Origin of the sequence: Paraburkholderia sp. BL6669N2, assembly GCF_003387275.1 — a bacterium.
GTDB lineage: Bacteria > Pseudomonadota > Gammaproteobacteria > Burkholderiales > Burkholderiaceae > Paraburkholderia.
Genome location: NZ_QUNA01000002.1, coordinates 1,842,396 through 1,862,355, shown reverse-complemented (window position 1 = coordinate 1,862,355; position 19,960 = coordinate 1,842,396). Strand labels below are relative to the sequence as shown.

General features: G+C 63.2%; 19 protein-coding genes, 2 pseudogenes and 1 riboswitch. Of the genes and pseudogenes, 6 read left to right on the top strand and 15 right to left on the bottom strand.

The window, feature by feature from the left end:
• Window positions 1-129: 129 nt before the first annotated feature.
• From B0G80_RS30840 to B0G80_RS30825, 4 genes are all read right to left on the bottom strand, one after another.
• Entirely contained in the window at window positions 130-642 is a 513-nt protein-coding gene (locus tag B0G80_RS30840) for a hypothetical protein (protein WP_147309945.1), read from the bottom strand.
• 80 nt (window positions 643-722) lie between these two features.
• Window positions 723-1,115: a DUF3592 domain-containing protein gene (locus tag B0G80_RS30835; RefSeq protein WP_116121710.1), complete on the bottom strand. Its 393-nt coding sequence runs from the start codon at window positions 1,113-1,115 to the stop codon at window positions 723-725.
• On the bottom strand, window positions 1,112-1,585 hold the full coding sequence (locus B0G80_RS30830; RefSeq protein ID WP_116121709.1) for a type VI secretion system tube protein Hcp: 474 nt from the start codon (window positions 1,583-1,585) through the stop codon (window positions 1,112-1,114). Before B0G80_RS30830 ends, B0G80_RS30835 begins: the two co-directional genes overlap by 4 nt.
• Before the next feature lie 381 nt (window positions 1,586-1,966).
• Window positions 1,967-3,178 carry a D-amino acid dehydrogenase gene (locus B0G80_RS30825; protein ID WP_116121708.1) on the bottom strand — a complete coding sequence of 404 codons (1,212 nt, stop codon included), beginning with the start codon at window positions 3,176-3,178 and terminating at the stop codon, window positions 1,967-1,969.
• A gap of 184 nt (window positions 3,179-3,362) precedes the next feature.
• Window positions 3,363-3,456, bottom strand: a riboswitch (glycine riboswitch).
• Between the two features lie 209 nt (window positions 3,457-3,665).
• Between B0G80_RS30825 and B0G80_RS30820 the strand changes: the two genes are divergently transcribed.
• Complete coding sequence (locus tag B0G80_RS30820) at window positions 3,666-4,298, top strand: LysE family translocator (RefSeq protein ID WP_116121707.1); 633 nt, start codon at window positions 3,666-3,668, stop codon at window positions 4,296-4,298.
• A 16-nt stretch (window positions 4,299-4,314) separates the two neighbouring features.
• On the opposite strand, the gene B0G80_RS30815 is transcribed toward B0G80_RS30820, so the two are convergent.
• On the bottom strand, window positions 4,315-5,445 hold the full coding sequence (locus tag B0G80_RS30815) for an MFS transporter (RefSeq protein ID WP_408969456.1): 1,131 nt from the start codon (window positions 5,443-5,445) through the stop codon (window positions 4,315-4,317).
• Window positions 5,446-5,819: 374 nt separating this feature from the next.
• On the opposite strand from B0G80_RS30815, the gene B0G80_RS30810 reads away from it, so the two are divergent.
• On the top strand, window positions 5,820-6,215 hold the full coding sequence (locus B0G80_RS30810) for a PaaI family thioesterase (RefSeq protein WP_106278392.1): 396 nt from the start codon (window positions 5,820-5,822) through the stop codon (window positions 6,213-6,215).
• A gap of 11 nt (window positions 6,216-6,226) precedes the next feature.
• Here B0G80_RS30810 and B0G80_RS30805 read toward each other — a convergent pair.
• From B0G80_RS30805 to B0G80_RS30795, 3 genes and pseudogenes are all read right to left on the bottom strand, one after another.
• A pseudogene (locus B0G80_RS30805) lies at window positions 6,227-6,753 on the bottom strand (N-acetyltransferase family protein).
• An 8-nt stretch (window positions 6,754-6,761) separates the two neighbouring features.
• The gene (locus B0G80_RS30800; RefSeq protein ID WP_116121705.1) at window positions 6,762-7,340 is read right to left on the bottom strand and encodes a helix-turn-helix domain-containing protein; all 579 of its coding nucleotides are present in this window, start codon (window positions 7,338-7,340) and stop codon (window positions 6,762-6,764) included.
• Window positions 7,341-7,417: 77 nt separating this feature from the next.
• Complete coding sequence (locus B0G80_RS30795; protein WP_116121704.1) at window positions 7,418-7,990, bottom strand: lipocalin family protein; 573 nt, start codon at window positions 7,988-7,990, stop codon at window positions 7,418-7,420.
• 207 nt (window positions 7,991-8,197) lie between these two features.
• Here B0G80_RS30795 and B0G80_RS30790 point away from each other — a divergent pair, with 207 nt between their 5' ends.
• Entirely contained in the window at window positions 8,198-8,902 is a 705-nt protein-coding gene (locus B0G80_RS30790; RefSeq protein WP_116121703.1) for a YceH family protein, read from the top strand.
• A 65-nt stretch (window positions 8,903-8,967) separates the two neighbouring features.
• On the opposite strand, the gene B0G80_RS30785 is transcribed toward B0G80_RS30790, so the two are convergent.
• The 6 genes from B0G80_RS30785 to B0G80_RS30760 form a co-directional block, all read right to left on the bottom strand.
• Window positions 8,968-9,486, bottom strand: coding sequence for an SLATT domain-containing protein (locus tag B0G80_RS30785; RefSeq protein WP_116121702.1), 519 nt, complete (start codon window positions 9,484-9,486; stop codon window positions 8,968-8,970).
• A gap of 93 nt (window positions 9,487-9,579) precedes the next feature.
• Window positions 9,580-10,857, bottom strand: a complete 1,278-nt coding sequence (locus tag B0G80_RS30780) for an acyl-CoA dehydrogenase family protein (protein ID WP_116121701.1) — start codon at window positions 10,855-10,857, stop codon at window positions 9,580-9,582.
• A gap of 140 nt (window positions 10,858-10,997) precedes the next feature.
• Window positions 10,998-11,903 carry an ABC transporter permease gene (locus tag B0G80_RS30775; RefSeq protein WP_116121700.1) on the bottom strand — a complete coding sequence of 302 codons (906 nt, stop codon included), beginning with the start codon at window positions 11,901-11,903 and terminating at the stop codon, window positions 10,998-11,000.
• A 2-nt stretch (window positions 11,904-11,905) separates the two neighbouring features.
• On the bottom strand, window positions 11,906-12,820 hold the full coding sequence (locus tag B0G80_RS30770) for an ABC transporter permease (protein ID WP_106278039.1): 915 nt from the start codon (window positions 12,818-12,820) through the stop codon (window positions 11,906-11,908).
• 96 nt (window positions 12,821-12,916) lie between these two features.
• Window positions 12,917-14,212 (bottom strand): PotD/PotF family extracellular solute-binding protein, encoded by a 1,296-nt coding sequence (locus B0G80_RS30765; RefSeq protein ID WP_116121699.1) that lies wholly within the window; start codon window positions 14,210-14,212, stop codon window positions 12,917-12,919.
• A 97-nt stretch (window positions 14,213-14,309) separates the two neighbouring features.
• Window positions 14,310-15,368 (bottom strand): ABC transporter ATP-binding protein, encoded by a 1,059-nt coding sequence (locus B0G80_RS30760; RefSeq protein WP_116121698.1) that lies wholly within the window; start codon window positions 15,366-15,368, stop codon window positions 14,310-14,312.
• Window positions 15,369-15,685: 317 nt separating this feature from the next.
• Between B0G80_RS30760 and B0G80_RS30755 the strand changes: the two genes are divergently transcribed.
• From B0G80_RS30755 to B0G80_RS30745, 3 genes are read left to right on the top strand one after another with little or no spacing between them, the layout of a single operon-like run.
• On the top strand, window positions 15,686-16,651 hold the full coding sequence (locus B0G80_RS30755) for a polysaccharide deacetylase family protein (protein WP_116121697.1): 966 nt from the start codon (window positions 15,686-15,688) through the stop codon (window positions 16,649-16,651).
• On the top strand, window positions 16,648-17,400 hold the full coding sequence (locus B0G80_RS30750) for a GntR family transcriptional regulator (RefSeq protein ID WP_116121696.1): 753 nt from the start codon (window positions 16,648-16,650) through the stop codon (window positions 17,398-17,400). Before B0G80_RS30755 ends, B0G80_RS30750 begins: the two co-directional genes overlap by 4 nt.
• The gene (locus B0G80_RS30745) at window positions 17,391-17,981 is read left to right on the top strand and encodes a flavin reductase family protein (protein ID WP_106278030.1); all 591 of its coding nucleotides are present in this window, start codon (window positions 17,391-17,393) and stop codon (window positions 17,979-17,981) included. The genes B0G80_RS30750 and B0G80_RS30745 overlap by 10 nt, the downstream gene beginning before the upstream one ends.
• 54 nt (window positions 17,982-18,035) lie before the next feature.
• Here the strand turns inward: B0G80_RS30745 and B0G80_RS30740 are convergent.
• Window positions 18,036-19,621, bottom strand: a pseudogene (locus B0G80_RS30740) (gamma-glutamyltransferase family protein).
• Window positions 19,622-19,960: the final 339 nt, after the last annotated feature.

Here is a 19,960-nt window from a genome sequence, read left to right as displayed (position 1 = left end):
CGGGTGAGAGCACACTAGCAGATGCGGAGGATTTTGCATTTTGCAGCCGCAGGGCACGCCGCGAGCTCGTCGGCCACATTCGCCCATTACCCGATCGAACCCTTCGCATCAAATGGCTTGAGCGCGTCTTTAGTTCGATCCAGCCATCGCTGGGTTGTCAGAATAAAGGCCCTTGTAATCTACCTGCCCAAATAGGTACGCTCCGCCTGCCGAATCTTGCAAGCCTTCATTGAAGCCGCCGGATATCAGCGCAGCCGGTGCGGTCCTGATCGCCGTACCAATGAAATCTGGCTTTGCGATACCCATCACGAGAAGCGACCGATTGATGCCTAATATCATAAGCGAGCCAGAAGCGCCGAACAGATAACCCCCCGCGCCCTCCAGATAGACCGACCCGCCTTTAAGTGATTTGGGGTCCGTCAAGTCCGTTCCCTTGAACGCGTCCGTCAGAAACACAGTTCCCCAACTTGGAAAATCTGTCGTCGCCCCCGCGCCGCCCAGTTCGTTTTTCTTTACCATGATCTTCGGCAAAGCGAATTTCGAAAGATGAAGCGCCGAGGAAAGCGCCCAGGTCTTCCCCATTCCGAATCCAGTGAAGGCGTACTTGTGAGACATACCGGCCTGATCTTTTACGGCGAACATGCCTGTTTCCACATTGAATGGGCCCAGCCCCGTCGCCGCCCCCGCGCTGGTATTGAAGCGCCAGTGACTTCTCCTTAAGATCATTCCCGCGTATCTCCTTTAAATGGCAGGCCACGCATCCCTCCAACAATAAAGCAGGCCGTAAGAATCGCGAGAAGCAGAATGCCCATCCAAATATCCGCCAATGAGTCGATGCTCGCTGACGTAACCGGATCATCTTCCGTATAACGGACCCGTACAGACTCGCCGGGATTGACTCCCGACAAGCTGCTCATTGAAAGTACATAAATTTGACCGTCTCGCGCTTCGAACGAAACCTCAGGGTGATGTACGCCGGAATTAAGGCGTACAACTTTGCCTTTTGTGATTTCTGACGTAGTGAGATACTCGATCTTCGCCGTGACGCAAAAAATCAACGCGAGCAGAAGGCAGGCACCTATCACGAAGGCAAGATAATTGCGCGCGGGCCTCATCGCTCCACATTCTTTCTGATATCGAAACTCGCCGTTACCATCCCGGCGCTTGCCCCAAGTTGGCTTTGCACTGTGTATTCCTGTTCTACGCGCGCAAAGGAAAGACTGACGTGCTCGTGGTAGCTGCTGTCGCATACGATAGGCTCGACGCAAGTAATGACGACATCGCCCATCGTGATCTTGAGGAAGTCGAGCGGCACGCCGCCGGATTTCCGTACAGTGAGGATAACCTCTGGAATGTGCCGTCCCGTCAGACAGTAACGCATGAGATTGGGACTTGCCCGATCAATCTGGTGGACGAAATGGAGATCGTTAATCGTCGCCTTTCCCGCGCCACCTCCCGATCCTGACATCATGGACGACTGCTGCGCCATCCGCCATCGGTAACTGCTCACCTCTATATGACCAGTGTGCACAGCATCTTGCGATTCACCTGCAATACCATTGATTTTTAAAAAAATGTCCGCCATCCCGGGTCCGATTATGTATACGGGCTCTTCCGTGTATTCCGAAACGAGTGTTAACGCGTACCGTGTCTTCATGGTGCCACATACGGATATCAGAGTTATCCGCAAAATAGCGTGGCATTTCATAAAGTTTGAGGTTGCCCAATGCAATCACGCGCCCCAGGTCAGACCGCCTTCCCGGAAGGTCGCGTCGAAGTTCCACATTGGGACAGACTGCGCGTTATGCATTTGCAACTGACGAGCGGCTCAACAAAACCAAAAGACGGTGTTTATTGATTAGCCAGAAACACAAACCCCCTGAGCAACTGGACTTGCAGGGGTTTTGTGATGTTCTGACTGCCTCGACGAGGCGAATGGCCGCCGCCCGCCAACCTGAACCTGGTGCTACTGAATCGCCCCCGCCAACACCTGCGCCGTCGCGGCCGACAACGTCCAGCCCAGATGCCCATGCCCGGTGTTATAGAACACGCCGCGCTGTTTGCCACGGCCCACCTTGGGCAACATGCTCGGCAGCATCGGCCGCAAGCCCGCCCACGGAATCACACGTGAGGTCGACACCTCGGGGAAATGACGCCGCGTCCAGTCCACCAGCGGCGCGATCCGGTCCGAACGGATATCGCGGTTGAAGCCGTTGATCTCCGCCGTGCCGGCTACCCGAAATCGATCCGCGCCGAGGCGGCTCGTGACGATCTTCGCGCTGTCGTCGAGCACGCTCGCCCACGGTGCGCGCTGCTGACTGAGTTCGTCGTCGAGACAGACCGTGATCGAATAACCTTTGACGGGATAGATGTTCACGTGGTCGCCGAGCATCGACGCGAAGTCCCGGCTTTTCACCCCGGCGCACACGACGATCCGCTCGAACGTGAACCGCTGCGACTCGCCTTCGAGATCGACCATCAGCGTAAAGCGCCCCTCGGCAGGCTGCTCGATCGACGTGATTTGCGCGTCGTAATGAAACTCGACGCCGTGCCGCACGCACGCCTCAGCAAGGCCGCGCGTGAACTTGTGAATATCGCCGGTCGAGTCGGACGGGGTGAAGAAGCCGCCGTAAAAATCGCCGTGCAACGTGGGCTCGATGTCATGCAGTTCGCTCGACGTCACCGGATTGCGGTCGAGGCCGCCTTCGCGCAGCAACTGGTTCACCTTGCTCGCGGCGTCGAATTCCTTGCGGGTCTTGTAGATGTGCAGAACGCCGCGCCGCTCCAGATCGAAGTCGATGCCCTCGGTTTCGGCAATCGAAAACAGGTGCTCGCGCGCGGCAATCGCGAGCCGTACGGTTTCGACGGTGTTGGCCCGGTAGTGTGGAATCTGGCGCAGGAATTCGCCCATCCACGAGTACTTGTGCCAACTCGGCGCGGGGTTGAGCAGCAGCGGGGCGTCGCGTGTGAGCATCCAGCGCAGGCCTTTCATGACGGTGGCCACGCTGTTCCACACTTCGGCATTGCTGGCGGACAGCTGGCCGCCGTTGGCGAACGAAGTCTCCATCGCCGCATAGCGATGGCGCTCGAAAACCGTGACGTGATGGCCGCGCCGGGCGAGGGCGTAAGCGGTCGTGACGCCGGTAATGCCGGCGCCGATAATGGCGATTCGTGACATGACATGGTCCAGAGTAGTTGAGCATCACCGGTGTCGATTTCGTGTCGAAACCGGCGTTGATGCCCCATCTGTCCATGTACCTGAGAGTTTCTTCCCCGCGCCAGCCGGGCCCGATTCGAGCCGTGTGCGGGGAATCCCCTTCGGTGGGCGCATAGGGTAGTGCAATGCGCCGCTCTCCAGATGTTCCTGCTGCGCGGTCCTTTTGCCTGAGAGTTTCCGGGGCGGTTGCTCCGTCGGCGTCGTCACGAACGTCTGACGATCTCTCCCGCGCTGCATTGCAGAACGGCTCGACAATACCGTTCAAAATATTTTGCCGCAAGTCTTTCGTGCGATGCGCGGCGCAGCGGCGGTCTGAAACGGCCTGAATGGAGATGAAGGCAGAGGCCATGCGCCGCTACGGATTTTCGAACCCGTATGCCGCGCCGGAATGGCTGGATCGGCTATATTCGACGCCACTGCCCAACTTCCGCTCACAGAGGAGAATGCCGTGCCCGCATTCACAACGCTGCTCGCTTTCGGCCTGGTTTCGCTCGGCATGGTGCTCACGCCGGGTCCGAACATGATCTATCTGATCTCGCGATCGCTCTGCCAGGGGCGGCGCGCGGGTCTCATCTCGCTCGGCGGCGTCGCGCTCGGCTTCGTGTTCTACATGTTCTGCGCCGCGTTCGGCATCACCGCGCTGCTGTTGACGGTGCCGTACGCGTACGACGCGCTGCGCTTCGGCGGCGCGCTGTATCTGCTGTATCTGGCGTGGCAGGCGGTCAAGCCGGGCGGCCGTTCGCCGTTCCAGGTCCGCGATCTGCCGCACGACAGCCGCCGCAAGCTCTTCACCATGGGCCTCGTCACCAATCTCGCCAATCCGAAGATCGCGGTGATGTACCTGTCGCTGCTGCCGCAGTTCATTTCACCGGGGCACGGCAGTGTGCTTGCGCAGTCCATCGCGCTTGGCTGCGTGCAGATCGTCATCAGCGTAACGATCAATGCGCTGATCGCCAGCATGGCGGGTTCGATCGCCGTGTTTCTCGGCGGCCGGCCGGTGTGGCTGCAGGTGCAGCGCTGGCTGATGGGCACCGTGCTCGCCGGACTCGCGGTACGCATCGCGCTCGATTCGCGCCGCTGAGTTGTGTCGAGGCGCGCTATTCGTTGCGCGCCCTGAACACCCAGCCGTTGAACAGCGCCCCGCAGAGCATCAACGCGCTGGTGATGAGAAACACCGAAGGCATGCCGAGATGCGCGCCGGCAAAGCCGCCCGCGAGCGGCCCCGCCACCTGTCCCGCGTAATTCGCCGAGGTCGCATAGCCGAGTATGTAGCCGGCCGAGCGGTCGGGCACGTTGTGACGGATCACGCTCGTGATGGACGGCAGCAGGCCGGCCAGCGCGAGACCCATCAAAAAACGCAGCGCCACCAGTTGCCAGCCGCTCGTGACGAACGCCTGCGGCACCAGCAAGGCCGCGCACACGGCGAGACACGCCACGATCACCTTGGGCGCGCCGATGCGGTCGGCCAGACGGCCGACCCGCGAAGCCGCCAGCACGCTGCCCAGCGCCGAGGCCGACATCACGAAGCCCGACACCAGCGTGACATGCCGTGTGTCGTGCACCAGTTGGCTGACATACACGGTGATGATCGGCTCGATCGACATGTTGGCGAACATCAGCAAGCCGGAGGTGAACAGCATCGCCAGCACCGGCCGCAGATCGGGCACGCTGGCCCGGCCGGTTGCCGCGTCCGCGTGGTGCGTCCCGCCGCGCGTCCGTTCCACCGGTTGCTCCTTGACGAGCAGCGTGGTCGCGACGAACGCGCAGAAGATCATCGCGCCGGCAATGAAAAACGTGTTGCGGATACCGATCAGCGGCGGCAGCGCGCCGCCCACCAGCGGGCCGACCAGGCTGCCCGCCATCACGCCCGAGGCCAGCGTGCCGAGCGCCCATCCGGTGCGCGAGCGCGGCGTCTGCGTGGCGATCATCACGGTCGCGCCCGACGCATAGCCGCCGACCAGCCCCGCCAGAAACCGCAGCCCCACCAGTTGCCAGACATTCTGCGCGAGCCCCAACAAGGACATCACGATGGCCATGCCGAGGCTCGCGCGTATCAGGATCAGCTTGCGTCCGTAGCGGTCGGCCATGCGGCCCCACAGCGGCGACACCAGCGCGGCGGCGAGGAAGGTCGCGCCAAACGCGACGCCGGACCATTGCACGGCGGCCGCGGCCGAATCGACACCGAGCTGCTGCACATAGAGCGGGAGGAATGGCAGCAGCAGGGTCATTGCCACGATGGTCGTGAACGAGCCGAACAGGCAGACATAGAGATTGCGCTGCCAGTGCGGCGCACCGTCGGCGGGGAGTGGCTGAACTCATCGAGGCAGGATGGCAAGCGGGCGAATGACGTCGGGCCGCAGCGAGCGGCGAAGAACCGATTGTGCCCGAGAGCGGGCAACTGGATCGACGAAGCGGGCAGGGCGCGGCCGATCCGAGGGCTTTCGGGCGACGCAAAGAGAGCAAGCCGGTAACGTCGGTCGGCGCGGTTCTGATTCCATCCTGAATGGTGGGTTGCCATGGGCGGGGTATGCTGAGTGCACTGATGATCGGCCGCGCGCCATCCGCGCGGCGCATTTCTTGTCTCGAACACAAAGGCCCACCCATGTCCGACTTTCCCATCGACAACCCGTTTCTCGAATCGCTCGGCGTTCGTCTCACGCAATGGCGCGACGGCTACGCCGAACTGCTCATGCCGATCGATGCGAGCAAGCTCAATCGCCAAGGCGTGCTGCAAGGCGGCGCGATCGCGACGCTGCTCGATGCGGCGGCGGGCTATGCGGGAATCTTTGCGGAAAGCGGCGCACCGGCGCGGCATGCTTTCACGCTCTCGCTGACCACCAACTATCTCGACAAGGGACTTGGCGAGTCCGTCACCGCGAAGGGGTTTCTGGAGCGCGCCGGCCGCTCGATTTTCTTCTCGCGCGGCGAGGCCTGGGTGGACGGCAAGCTGCTGATCGCAAGCGCCCAGGGCACCTTCAAGTATTCACGGCCGGCTTGAGAGGCACCCGCTCATAGCGCCTTGTACATGATGGTGGTCGCATCGAACTCATGGGTGTGCGTGCCGCGCGCGTATCCTGGGATCACGCCCGCGGTTCGATAACCCAGTTCGGTATAAAGCGGCTCCGCGTGGTCGCCGGTGCGGGTGTCGAGCGTGAGCAGGTTGCGTTGCAGTGCAGAAGCATGGCGTTCGAGCTCCGTCATCAGCGCCCGCGCGATGCCTTGACGGCGAAAGCCAGGATGAACCAGCAGCTTGCGCACTTCGGCGCGATGCCGTTGGTTCGGCATCGTGTCGTAATCGAGTTGCACGGTGCCGGCAATCGTTTCGCCTTGACGCGCGACCACAGCACCAGGCCGCCGGCACGCAGCGAAGGCAGCACTTTGCCGCGCCAGAACCCTTCACTTTCCTCGACATCGCAGGGCATGACGAAGCCGACGCTGGCGCCGTCATGCACGCAGGCACGCAGCAGTGCGCCGAGTTCGGGAAGGTGACGCAGGAGGTCGTCGGCGGTGAAGGTGCTGATGGTGGTCTCGCTCATGCTCTGGCTCACACGATGAACAGAAAGTAGCGGGCGCCGCTGTGCGCGGGCGTCACGAATGCGCTGGCGCCGAACAGTTGATAGCGCAGGCAGTCGCCCGGTTGCAGGTCGTGGCGCTGGCCGTCGACGGTGATTTGCAGTTGCCCGTCGAGCAAAATCAGATGATGTTCGAGCCCAGGCCGCGGCGACGCGTCGTAAGTGATGCGCGCGCCCGCGTCGAGTTCGCATTCGAGCGCCTCGCCGCTCAGCGCCTGCGCGGGCGGCGAGACGGAGCGCCGCCGGAAGCCGACGCGGGCGTCGGTCCAGAGCGGCTGGGCGGCGCGCGGCACGAGCGGCGCGAAGTCTTCCTCGACCATGTGCATGAGGCGCGACATCGGCAGGCCGTAGGCCACGCAGAGCTTGCCGAGCACGCTGGCGGTCGGGCTGACTGCGGCGTTTTCGAGGCGTGACAAGGTCGCGCGGCTGACGCCGCTGAGTTTGGCGAGATCGTCGAGCGACCAGTTGCGCTCGGCGCGCAAGGCCCGCAGCCGTTGGGCGATGCGGCGGTCGATGGCGTTGTCGTCCGAGGGCGCGAGTATGGTTTCCATATTCGGAAAATTATCTCGAATATGGAAATTCGTCAAATGGAAAAAAGGCGGCGCTTCGACCGCGGCAGCGCGCCCGCTTACTCGTGCCGGGTCATGCGCAGCATCGACGTGTCGTAGCCGAGCGCGCGAACCCGCTCGATCAGCGCGTCTTTGACGCTCGCAGCAGGAATGGCTTCACGCGTGAGAATCCATAGATAACGGCCGCTCGGCTCGCCGACGATCGACCAGCTATAGTCGTCCGCGTGATCCAGCACCCAGTAGTTGCCGACGAAGAACGGTCCGAAAAACGACACCTTCAACCTGGCATTCTCCGAGCCGGCGACCACTTTCGCGCGGCCCTTCGACACGTCGAGCGCTCCGCTCACGCCGCCCTTATGGCAACTGTTGGTGACGTCAATCAGGCCGTCCTCGCGCGTGGCGTAGTCGGCGGTGACGGCTTCGCAATCGCGCTCGAAGCCGTTTTCGTAGCGCGCCAGTTCGTACCACCGGCCGAGATAGCGGTTCAGGTCGACCGGCTTGGCGGGCTCCGGCACGTGCGCGTTGCCGCTCTTGCCGGCGGGGCTGAACGCGCAGGCGCCGAGCAGGCACACCGCGCCTATCGCAAGGGAAAGGGCGCTCACGCGCAGCACCGATTGTCGGCGTAGGGCCATTGACTGACTCCATGAATGAAGGACTTCCTGTGGCAGCACGCGACATGCCAGGCGACGCCGCGCGCGCCACGATGCAGCCGAGATTCGCACACTTGCGCGCCCTGGGCCGTTTATCATAGTGCCCACAAACCAGAAAACGCCGTCCGGCTGTGCAACGGTAAGGCACCTCATCCACGAGACCCGGCGGCTTTTGCCGCGACATCACTTATGAATTCCACTCCCGACGCTTCTTCCCGTCCTTCGATCCGCGCGTTGACCCTGCTCGAAGGACGCGTGCTCGGCGTGCTCGTCGAAAAGCAGCACACGGTGCCGGACAGCTATCCGCTTTCGCTCAACGCGCTGACGTTGGGTTGCAACCAGAAAACCGGCCGCGCGCCGGTGATGAACGCCACTGAAGCCGAGGTGCTGACCGCCGTCGACGGCCTGAAGCGGCTCAGCCTCGTGATGGAAGGCAGCAGCAGCCGCGTGCCGCGCTTCGAGCACAACATGAATCGCGTGCTGGGGCTGCCGAGCCAGTCGGCGGCGTTGCTGACCACCTTGCTGCTGCGCGGCCCGCAAACCGCGGCCGAATTGCGCCTGAACAGCGCGCGTCTACATAGCTTTGCGGATATCTCGTCGGTCGAAGCGTTTCTCGACGAACTGGCGGCCAACGACCCGCCACGGGTCGTCAAACTCGCGCGCACGCCGGGCGAGCGCGAGAACCGCTGGACGCATCTGCTATGCGGTGAAGTGAGCGCGAGCGAGTTGGCGCAGCCGGGCGATGAAGACGACTCGGTGCCGCTGTCCGCGTTCGAGGCGCTCAAGGCCGAACAGAAGCGGCTTGCGGATGAAGTGAGCCGCCTGCAGATCGTGGTCCGGCGCATGGCGGCGGAGTTGGGCATCGATGCGGGGGATCTCACCGCGGGCGAATGACGCCGCGGAAGAGCGCGAACGGCCGATCATGCTGCTCATCTGCGCGACCCGTTGAAGTCACGGCATTAGTCGCCGCGCTGACGCTGCGGATCCGTGGACAGCGTCCGCTGCGTCCGGTAGAAAACGCGCGGCGGCACATTGGGCGAATCTTCGGCCAGCCGGTCGAGTTCATCGCGAATTGCCGTGAGGTAGTGGCCGTCACGCGCATCGGCATCGCCCGCGAAAATTGCTTCGAGCCTGCGGCGCACCGCGCCATAGCGCGCACCGGCCGCGCGATGCTTTTCGGCGCGCTCGGCGTAGCGCAGGAACGTCTGCAACGCGGCGGAGACCGCAGCCGTCACGCTCACGAGGCCGACGAAAATCCTGAGTCCCGGCGAAACCGCCGACAGATTCAGCGATGCGAACACCGCCGTGCCCACGAAAGCGGTCAGGGCGGTCACGAGCCAGCCGACCTTGCGGTCGCGCGCCGACAGCAGGTCGGCCATGTCGTAGTGGCTCATCTGGGATTCGCGCGCGCGCCGGATCCATTTCAGCAGAAGCTGGTTCTCGTCGACCGGCGGCTCGTAGGCAGGCAGGTTCTTCATGTCGCTCGTCAGGGCTGTTCGGTTGCGCAAGCTTAGCGCATGCGCCTGACGATACTGTGCCACATGACGCCGGCGGCCCGCGCGACAGCGGTCCTATGCTGTTGCCGTGGCCGCTTCGGCAGCCGGCACCGCTTCGCGCGCCACGCCGAAGCGCTCGTTATGCGCGTTGCCGTTCAGGTAAAAATCCCCGATCGCGGCCTCGCGAATGATCGCGGGATTGTGCGACGCCAGCACGCGGGCATTGCGCCAGTAGCGATCGAAACGGCGCGTCTCGCTGGTCGCCGATGCGCCGCCCACTTCGAACAGCAGCGTCGCGGCCTGCAACGTCTGCTCGATGACGATCTGTTGCGCCTGGAAGGTCTGGATGTCGAGGTTGATGTAAGTCTGTTCGGTGGTGCGGCCTTCCTGTCGCGCGACCGAAACCTCGTCGATCGCGCGCGCGAGCGACGCGCTGATGCTCTGCGTCGAGTACGCCAGGCTCGCCAGCCGCCCGACCACGCGATGCACAAGCGGATTGTCGCGCGGACTCGATTCGCCCGGCACACCGAACGTGCGCGTTTTGGTTTGCGTGAACGCGACCGCGTCGCGCAGCGCCGCGCGGCTGATGCCCGCGAGGTTCGCGACATGCAGCGCCTGGTAGTAAGCGGTGAGCAGACTGTTGCGACGCGGCTCGGAGGCGTTGTAGCGCCGATAGAGATTGTCGGGTGCAACCGCCACACGAGTGAAGCGCGCCGTGCCGCTGCCCGTGAGCCGTTGCCCGAAACCATCCCAATCGTCGATACGTTCGAGGCCCGGCGTGTCGGCTTTAACGAGCACGCGCACGTCGCTCTGGCCGTCATGCGCGGTCACGTCGACCCAATCCGCGTAGAGCGTGCCGGTGGTGTAGTACTTCTCGCCATCGAGATGCCAGGCGCCACCGGTTTGCGTGAGACGCACGCTGTTGTTGGTGACACCGGTGCGCTCCGACACGGCGCCGCCGACAATCTGACCTTGCGCGACACGTGTGAGCCAGCGGTCGCGCAACGATTCGTCGCCTTGTTCCAGCAGGGATTCGATAAAGCCGCCATGCACGCGCAGGATTTGCGGCAGATTCGAATCCGCTTCGCCGAGGCGCGTGACCAGCGCGAAGAACTGCGCGAGCGAGATGCCTTCGCCGCCGTATTGTTTCGGCACGCGCAGTTTGGTGTAGCCGGCTTCGCGCAGCCACTCGACCGGCGCATAAGCGAGTTCGCGATTCTGCTCGCGCTCGACCGCGCCCTCGGCGATACGCGCGAAAACCGGTGCGAAGCGCCGGGTCAGCGGGTCGTCGCCGAAGAGTTGCGCGGCGTCGGCGATGCTGTGATCGGGATTCGTTGCTTGAACTGCGGACATGGGTTCTCCGAAACGGGTGCGCGCAAGGCGCAATCAGAGAACGTTAAGGGACGCCGCTGGGTGCTAGCAACGAAGTATTTGGCCGATTCTTAGCAGCAGGAGTGAAATGCTAGTGGCGCGCGCCGCGATAGGCGCGCGGCTTATTTCAGTCCCGCCGCCACGCGCTTGCGCGCGAGTATGCGCACGGCAAGCAGGCACACGCCCATCACGGTCAGCGACAACAGCGTCGTCATGGTGCCCAGTGCGTAGATCACCGGCGTGGTCACCGATGTGGTGAGACCCTGAAGCTCGAGCGGCAAGGTGTTCTGGTCGCCGATCGCCTGCGAGGTGCGGGCGATTTCGTCCCAGGAGAGCGTGAAACCGAACATGGCGACGCCCACCACCGACGGACCGATGATCGGCAGCACCACGTGCCGGAAGCTTTGCCATGGGGTGGCGCCCAGATCGCGCGAGGCTTCTTCGTAAGCGGGATTGAAGCGGTTGAACACCGCGAACATGACGAGCAGACCGAACGGCAGCGTCCACGTCAGATGCGCACCGAGTGCCGAGGTGAACAGGCCCATCGACGTGGTATAGCTGTCGGCGAAAGACTGATAGCCCCACGCGGTGGCGAAGTACTTCACGCCGTTATCCAGCAGGCGGAACGTCAAGCCGATGCCGAGCGAAACGATAATGGACGGCATGATCAGACTGGCCACGGAGACATAGAACACCGCGGTATCGCCGCGAAATTTTCTGCGAAACGCGAGACCCGCCGCGACGGAAAAGAGCACCGTCAGCACCGTGACTGCCAGCGCGAGCCGCACGGAACGTCCGAACGCACCCCAGATATCGACATCGCCCACACCATCGCGCAACATGGCGAACCAGTGCAGCGACACACCGCGCATCGGAAACGTGAGGCCGCCTTCGGGGCCTTGAAACGACAGAATGAAAATCGTGATCACAGGACCATAAAGAAACAACACGAACAGGCCGAACAGCAGCGCGAGCCAATAGAAACTCGCCGGACGGCGCTCACGATGTTTGACGCGAATGGCCTGCATCTTCACAACTCCTTGCGGATATCGACCACCCGCGTCAAACCCCACACGATCATCAGCACCACGGCGAGCAGCATGATCGCGTTGGCCGCCGCGGCGGGAAATTGCAGGTAGCCGGTTTGCACCTGAATGATCTTGCCCACCGACGCGATCTGCTGGCCGCCCATTACGCCGACGGTCAGGAAATCGCCCATCACGATCGTGATGACGAAGATCGAGCCGATCACGATGCCGGTTTTCGACAGCGGCAGGACCACGTCGCGCACCACTTGCCAGCCGCTCGCGCCGGCGTCGCGCGCGGCTTCGAGGAGCGAGCGGTCGATGCGCATCATCGCGTTGAAGATCGGCACGATCATGAAGAACGTGTAGAGGTGAACGAAGGCGAGCACCACCGAAAAGTTCGAATACAGCAGCCATTCCAGCGGCTGGTCGATCAGATGCGCGCCGAGCAGCGCCTGATTGACGAGACCGTTGCGCCCGAGCAGCGGCATCCACGAAATCATGCGGATCACGTTCGAGGTCCAGAACGGAATCGTGCAGACGAGAAACAGCACGGTCTGCATGCTCGTGGTGCGCACATGGAACGCGAGAAAGTAAGCGATCGAAAAACCCAGCAGCAGGGTCACTGTCCACACGATCGCGCAGAACTTGAGCGTCGACCAGTAGGTCTTGAAGGTGACGCAAACGTCCGTGAGCGACGAACAGCCGTTGAAGATCGCCGCGTAGTTCTTCAGCGTGAATGCGGGAATGATCTGGTATTCGTTGAAGTCCCAGAAACTGACGATCAGCGTGATGACCAGCGGCACGATGAAAAACAGCAGGAAGGTCAGCGAGAGCGGCGTCGCCTGCAACCACGCCGGCGCGCGGCGATGTTTGACGGGCTCGTCCTGCGCGTGCGAGGGAAGGTCGATCGTTGCCATGTGCGTATTTCTAAGGAATGGACTATGCGTTCATTCGGACAGGTGGTGACAGCCGGCGTGTCGCGTGCCGGCTGTCATGGCGAACCACGGCCGCGATCAGGCCGCGATGAACTCGTTCCACTTCTGGACCATATAGATGTTCTCGTCCATCACGGCGTTCCAGCAGGCAATCGCGCCCATGCGCTGGTTGTACGAGCCGCCGTCGCGCACGGTGCCGGCTTTTTCGAGCAACTGGCCGTCCGGTGCCTTGATGTCCTGCGCGGCTGGTTTACCTTCGATCCAGTAGTCCCACTCGTACGGCTGCATGTGCGTTTTCGCGGTCTCCAGCACGCCCGAGTAATAGCCCTGACGCATCAGATACGCGCCCGCCCAGCCGTCCTGGAACCAGTTGACGAACTCGTAGGCGGCGTCGAGCTTCTTGCCTTGCAGCGAACGCGGGAAACCGAAGCCCGACGCCCACGAACGATAGCCTTCCTTGAGCGGCTGAAACTTGCAGGCGACGCCCATGGTGCGCACTTTCGTGACCGCCGGCGACCACATCGACTGGATCACCACTTCGCCCGAGGCCATCAGGTTCACGCTCTCGTTGAAGTCCTTCCAGAACGCGCGAAACTGGCCGGCGCGTTTTGCTTCGATCAGAATCTTGATGGTCTGGTCGATCTCGGCTTTGGTCATGTTGCCTTTGTCGCCGTATTTCACGTGACCCATCGCCTCGATCGCCATGGCCGAATCCATGATGCCGATCGCGGGAATGTTCAGCAGCGCCGCCTTGCCCTTGAACTGCGGATTCAGCAGTTCCGCCCAACTGTCGATGGGCCGCTTGATCAGGTCGGGCCGAATGCCGAGCGTATCCGCGTTGTAGGTGGTGGGAATCAGCGTCATCCATTCGGTCGGCGTGGCGGAGAATTCCGTGGAGCGCGGGCCGGTGAGGAACATCACCTTCTTCGGCGCGGTGCCTTGATCGCCGATCTTCTTGCCGTTCACTTCGCCGCGCGTGAGCACCGGCGTGATCTTGTCGGCCAGCTTGATACGCTTCGCGTCCATGCCGGCCAGCGTGCCGGCCGGAATCAGCTTCTTGAGCGCGAAGTATTCGGTGTCGACAATGTCGAACGAGTTGGGCTGGGTGATGATGCGCTTGGCGACGTCGTCGGTGGTCACCGGCACGTATTGAATTTCGATGCCGGTGTCTTCCTTGAACTTCTTCGCGATGTCGGCGCTTTGATTGACCGCCGTGCCGAGGTAGCGCAACGTGATTTTTTCCTGCGCGTGCACGTACGGAAAACCGGCAATGCCGGCCGCCGCCACCGCGCCCTTGATGAACGTGCGGCGCGACAGGCCTTTTTCCTTCACATCCGTTGCGGCCGCTGCCGGGCTTTCGTTCGCTTCACTCATTGCTTTCTCCTCAGTTGACGTTCGATTGACGTTTGGTTGGCGTGTGGTTATCGCTTGTTCGAAGTTGCAGCCACGTCTGGACGACTCGGTTCGTTACTCACGCCGCGAGCGGATGCGCGTCCCGCTCTTCCCACCAGACCACCACGCGCGCCTCGGGGCCGAGCCGCGCCGGATCGTAATCGCCGTCGCTCACCAGCGAGACGAGTTCGGGCGAACCGTCGAGCGGGTCGAGCGTCACGCGCAGATGCGTGCCTTGATATTCAGCTTCACGCACGGTGCAGGGCACGCCGCCGATGCGCGTCATGCCGTTGTCGCCGCTCGCGTTCTGCACCGGAGTAACGCCATGCGGCACGACACGCAGATGATCGGCGCGCACGGTGAACGCGCGGCCATTGGTATTGAAGACGTTGTGACCGCCGAGAAAGCGCGCCACGAACTCGGTGCGCGGACGGTTGAACACTTCGTGCGGCGTGCCGCTTTGCTCGATACGTCCATGGCTCATCACCACGACGAGATCGGCCAGCGCCATTGCTTCTTCCTGCGAATGCGTGACGTGCACGAAGGTAATGCCGAGTTCTTTCTGCCAGCGCTTGAGTTCGGCGCGCATCTGCACACGCAGGAACGGGTCCAGCGCGGAAAGCGGTTCGTCGAGCAACAGGCAGCCCGGCTGATTCAGCAACGCGCGGGCAAGCGCGACCCGTTGCTGCTGGCCGCCGGATAACTGAGCCGGTTTGCGTTCGGCGTACGCCGACATGGCGACCAGTTCGAGCAATTCGGCGGCGCGTTTGCGCCGTGCGTCCTTGGCGACGCCGCGCATTTTCAGGCTGAACGCGACGTTGTCGAGCGCGCTCAGATGCGGAAACAGCGCGTAGTTCTGGAACACCATGGCTGTGCCGCGCGCAGCGGGTTCGGCGCGCGTGACATTGCGGCCGGCAATCAGAATGTCACCGTCGGTGACCGATTCATGCCCGGCGATCATGCGCAAGGTCGAGGTCTTGCCGCACCCCGACGGCCCGAGCAGACAGCAGTACTGGCCACCGTCGATGCGCAGATCGATCGCGTCGACGGCAAGCGAGTCGCCGTATTGCTTCGACACGTGCACCAGTTCGATATCGGCGGCTTTGGTTTCGAGCACCGTTGAAGCAGGCTGAATCATGAAGGGGTGTCCTCGTGAGCGACGATAAAGCGAGGGACGCAAAAAGCAACGCGGCGCCTGAACGAGACTAGGCAAATGCAAGACATGTGCCATCGTTTGCATTGCGGTAGCCGATTGATTGCCGACGCGCCAGTGTGCTTAACGTCTACGAGTTGGCTCACATATTGCAAACGATCCGCAGCGTCGATCGTTAGCGATTCCAACGATTCTTTTGCGCGATCGCAGTGCGCGCCGGGTCCGTCGCGGGGCATGAACTGGCCATTCCGGTTCATGCGCTCACGCGGCGCGGCGCTTTTTCTCACCCACGGCTTCTTCAAATGAACGACATACGGAACATGCCCGCCGCGGCGAGTCGCGCGCGTCAATTGCTTGCCACGCATGGTCGCTTCGCGTATCGCCCGATCACCGACAGCGACGCGTACCGCTGGCCCGGCGGCAGCGGGCTCGCGGTCTATCTGGGTTTCAACATCGAACACTTTGCCTTTGGCGAAGGGCTGGGCGCCGCGCTCGGTCCGATCTCGCCGCAGCCGGATGTGCTGAACCATAGCTGGCGCGAGTACGGTAATCGGGTCGGCGCGTGGCGCTGCATCGAACTGTTCGATCAACTCGAGCTGCCTGCGGGCACGCTGATCAACACCGCGCTCTACGATCATTGCCCGGAGTTGATCGCGGCCTGCGTGGCGCGCGGCGACGAACTGATCGGCCATGGCCATACGAACGCGCACCGTCAGAGCGATCTCGACGAAACCGGCGAATGTGAACTGCTTCTGCATTGCCGGGAACGGATCGCCGAAGTGTCCGGTATAGCGCCGCACGGCTGGCTGTCGCCGTGGATTTCGGAGTCGCATCTGACGCCCGATTTGCTTGCCGAGACCGGTTATCGCTACACGCTGAACTGGTGTCACGACGACCGTCCCGTGCGGATGGCCACACGCGGTGCGCCGCTCTGGTCGATTCCGTATCCGCAGGAACTCAACGATCTGCCGATGATGGTGGGCCGCCATATGGACGGCCGCGCGTTCGCCGACATGATCGTCGACCAGTTCGACGAGATGCTCGAACAGGCCAATCGCGGTGCGCAGCCGCAGTCGCTGGTGATGGGCATTGCGTTGCATCCGTATTTGGTGGGGCAGCCGTATCGCCTGCGGCATCTGCGCCGCGCGCTCGAACATATCGCCGCGGCGCGCGCCCGCGGCGACGTGTGGATCACCACGCCGGGCGCCATTGCGGATCATATGGACGTGCTGGAGCGGGACGGCGTGGTGCGCCCGGTCATCGCATGAACGCGAAAGCCGGCGCGGCCACCGCGAAAAAGCCCTTGAAAGACGACACGGATCTCGACGCGCGCATCTATCAGTCGATCTTCGACGGCGTGCTGAATCATCGTCTGACGCCGGGCACGAAGCTGCCGGAGCCCGAGTTGTGCCAGCTGTTCGGCGTGGGCCGGGCGGTGGTGCGGCGCGTGCTGGAAAAGCTCGCGTATGACGGCATTGTCGTCTTGCGGCCGAACAAGGGCGCGGTGATTGCCGAACCCACGCCCGAGGAAACGCGCGAGATCTTCGAAGCGCGCCGCTCCGTCGAACGCATGCTGGTCGAACTGGCCGTGCAGCGCGCGAACGCCAAGGACATCAAGGCGTTGCGTCAACAGCTCGCTAGCGAACATGAGGCGATGCATCGCTTCGATCAGCCTTCCTGGGCGACGCTCGCCAGCGGCTTTCATATGCGTATCGCCGCACTGGCCGGCAATTCGATCCTGCAAAACTATCTGAAGGAACTGGTGTCGCGCTGCTCGCTGATCGTCGGCGTGTATGAACCGCCGGGGCATGCGCCGTGCGAACACGCGGAGCACGCGGCGATCGTCGATTGCATCGAGGCCCGCGATGCGGCAGGCGCGATGGCGCATATGGAAGCGCATTTGCGCGACCTCGAAGAACGGATCGAAACCTCGCGGATGCGCGGCGAAAAGAGCCTCGGCCAGTTGCTCGGCATTACCGCATCCGTCACTCCCAACCAGGCGCCGACATGGAAATAGATTTCGAAGCGATCACCGAATACCAGCGTTACAAGCTGATGGCGAGCCTGATCGTGCCGCGCCCGATCGCGCTCGTCACCACGCTTGGCGCCGACGGCACCATCAACGCCGCGCCGTTCTCGATGTTCAACATGCTCGGCGAGGAGCCGCCGATCGTGATGATCAGCGTCAACCGCGTGGCCGACGGGACGTTGAAGGACACGGCGGTGAACATCGTGCGCACCGGCGAGTTCGTGGTCCATCTCGCGGACGAAGCCATCGCGGAAAAAATGCACCGTTGCGGAGAAAGATTGCCGCCGAACGTGAGCGAACTCGCCGAAGTCGGCTTGACGCCGGTGCCGAGTTCGCACGTCAAGCCGCCGCGCATCGCCGAAGCGCCCGTCGCGTTCGAGTGCACGACATGGGAGACGCTGGAGACGACGAGCCGGCAGATTTTCATCGGACGCGTGCATCGGCTGCACGCGCGCGACGAGTTGATCGACACGCAAACGTGGCGTGTCCGGCTGCAGCATTATTTCCCGGTGGGCCGCTTCGGCGCGAGCGACTATGTGACGACGCGGGACCGGTTCACCCTTGGGTGAGGCCCCAGCGTCCATCACATAGCCGCGCACCACGTCACGACACGTTATGCCGGATCACACCGCGAGCGCCCGGCCGTCGCTGCGAGGATCGTGCGCGCCGGTGGCCGAGCCGTCCGCCTCGATGCGGATCACGCCCGGATGCCCCGCCAATGGACTTTGCGCCGCAATCGCGCTCACTTCATGTCCGCGTGCGGCGAGCGCCGCGAATACGTCGGCGCCGGCGTCCGCTTCGAGTTTCAGCGCGTCGCGCGTGTCGGAGAACGTCTTGCCGAGCAGAAAACGCGGACGGGCGAGGGCGGTCAGCGGATCCATGCCGTAGTCGATCAGCCTCGTGAGAATCGCCGCCAGCGTTTGCGGTTGACCGTCCGCGCCTTGCGTGCCGAACAGCAGTTGCGGCCGGCCGTCCTTCACATACATGCCGGGATTGAGCGTATGGAAAGGCCGCTTGCCCGGCTGCACGGCATTGTGATGTGCGGGGTTCGTGCTGAACGACGCGCCGCGGTTGTGCCACAGAATGCCGGTGTCGCCCGCCACCACGCCGCTGCCCCAATCGAAGTAGACCGTTTGCAGCACGCTCACGCTGCGGCCTTCGCGATCCGTCGCGCCGATGAACACGGTATCGCCCGGACGGAACACATGCGGCCATGCGCGCGCTTTACGCGGATGGATCGCGCGGGCGTGGGCGTCGAGCGTGCGGGTGAAAGCATCTCGTCGACCGGCACGAGGTTGAACTCCGGATCGCAGACGAAGCGGTCACGATCCACGAACGCGCATTTCACCGCTTCCACCAGCAGGTGATAGTAATCGGCGCTGCCTTCCGGAATGGCGGCAAGATCGAAACGTTCTAGCGTGCCCATGATCTGCAAGGTCGTGACGCCTTGCGTGGGCGGCCGCAAGCTCACCAGTTCACCGCCGCGATAGGCGACCCGCAGCGGTGCTTCGTTGCGCGCGTGCGTGCGGGCCAGGTCGCTCGCGCTGAGTGGCGGACCGGCCTGCCGGAGACCGTGGGCGATCCGCTCAGCCAGTTCACCTTCATAGAACTCACGCGCGCCGAAACGCGCAATACGGTCGAGGCTCTTTGCCAACGCGGGTTGAACGAAGCGCTCGTCGATCGCGGGAATGTGGCCGTGCGGCGCGAAGGTCGCCGCGAAGCCGGGCAACGCCTGCAATTCGCCGGCGCGCAGGGTTTGCCAGAAATGCTGCGACGGTGTGATGGGGAAGCCGTCGGCGGCAAGTTCGAGTGCACGGTCGAACAGCGACGACCACGACTGCTCGCCGCCCCAAACGCTTTGGCTGATTTCGTAAGCCTGATGCCATGTATCGACGGTCGCGGCGGTGGTGATCGCAGAAGCCGGACCGCGTACCGGAATCGCAGCGTCGAACGCCGGCAGTTGCGCCGCGGCCTGGCCGATGCCCGATAACGTGCGCAACGTCCCTTGCCGGTCGCCGATGACCCAGAAGGCGTCGCCGCCAAGGCCAGTGAAATGCGGGTACGTCACGCACAGCGCGGCGCCGATCGCGATGGCCGCTTCAATGGCATTGCCGCCCGCGCGCAGGACCTCGCGGCCGGCCTCGCTGGCTAACGCGTGCGGACTGGTGACCATGCCGCCTCGCGCGACGGCGGGTTGTGGATCGTGCATCGATGCTCCGCTACTGAGGGTTCGCGAAAACGTGTCGCGAGTATAGATCGTAGATTGCGCGCGAGGCGAAGCAACGCGCGGTCGCTGCCGCGCGCGCCGATGAGCGACAGCGCATGAGATGGTGCGCGCGTTCGTGGTGGCCCCGGCATCGCAGCCCGCGTTGCCGAAGCGCGCGTCGGCGCGAATCCAGGGCGCGTGAGCCCCGAGTTGGTGAGCGCTGCACCACGGGCAGCGTGGGGCAGAGTCTTGTCAGCGCCGTGGGACGTGCGCCAGCACGGATGGCAAAGCACCGTCCAGCAAGGCTTAGAAGCGATTTGTCGAGGCTGAATCAGCACTTGG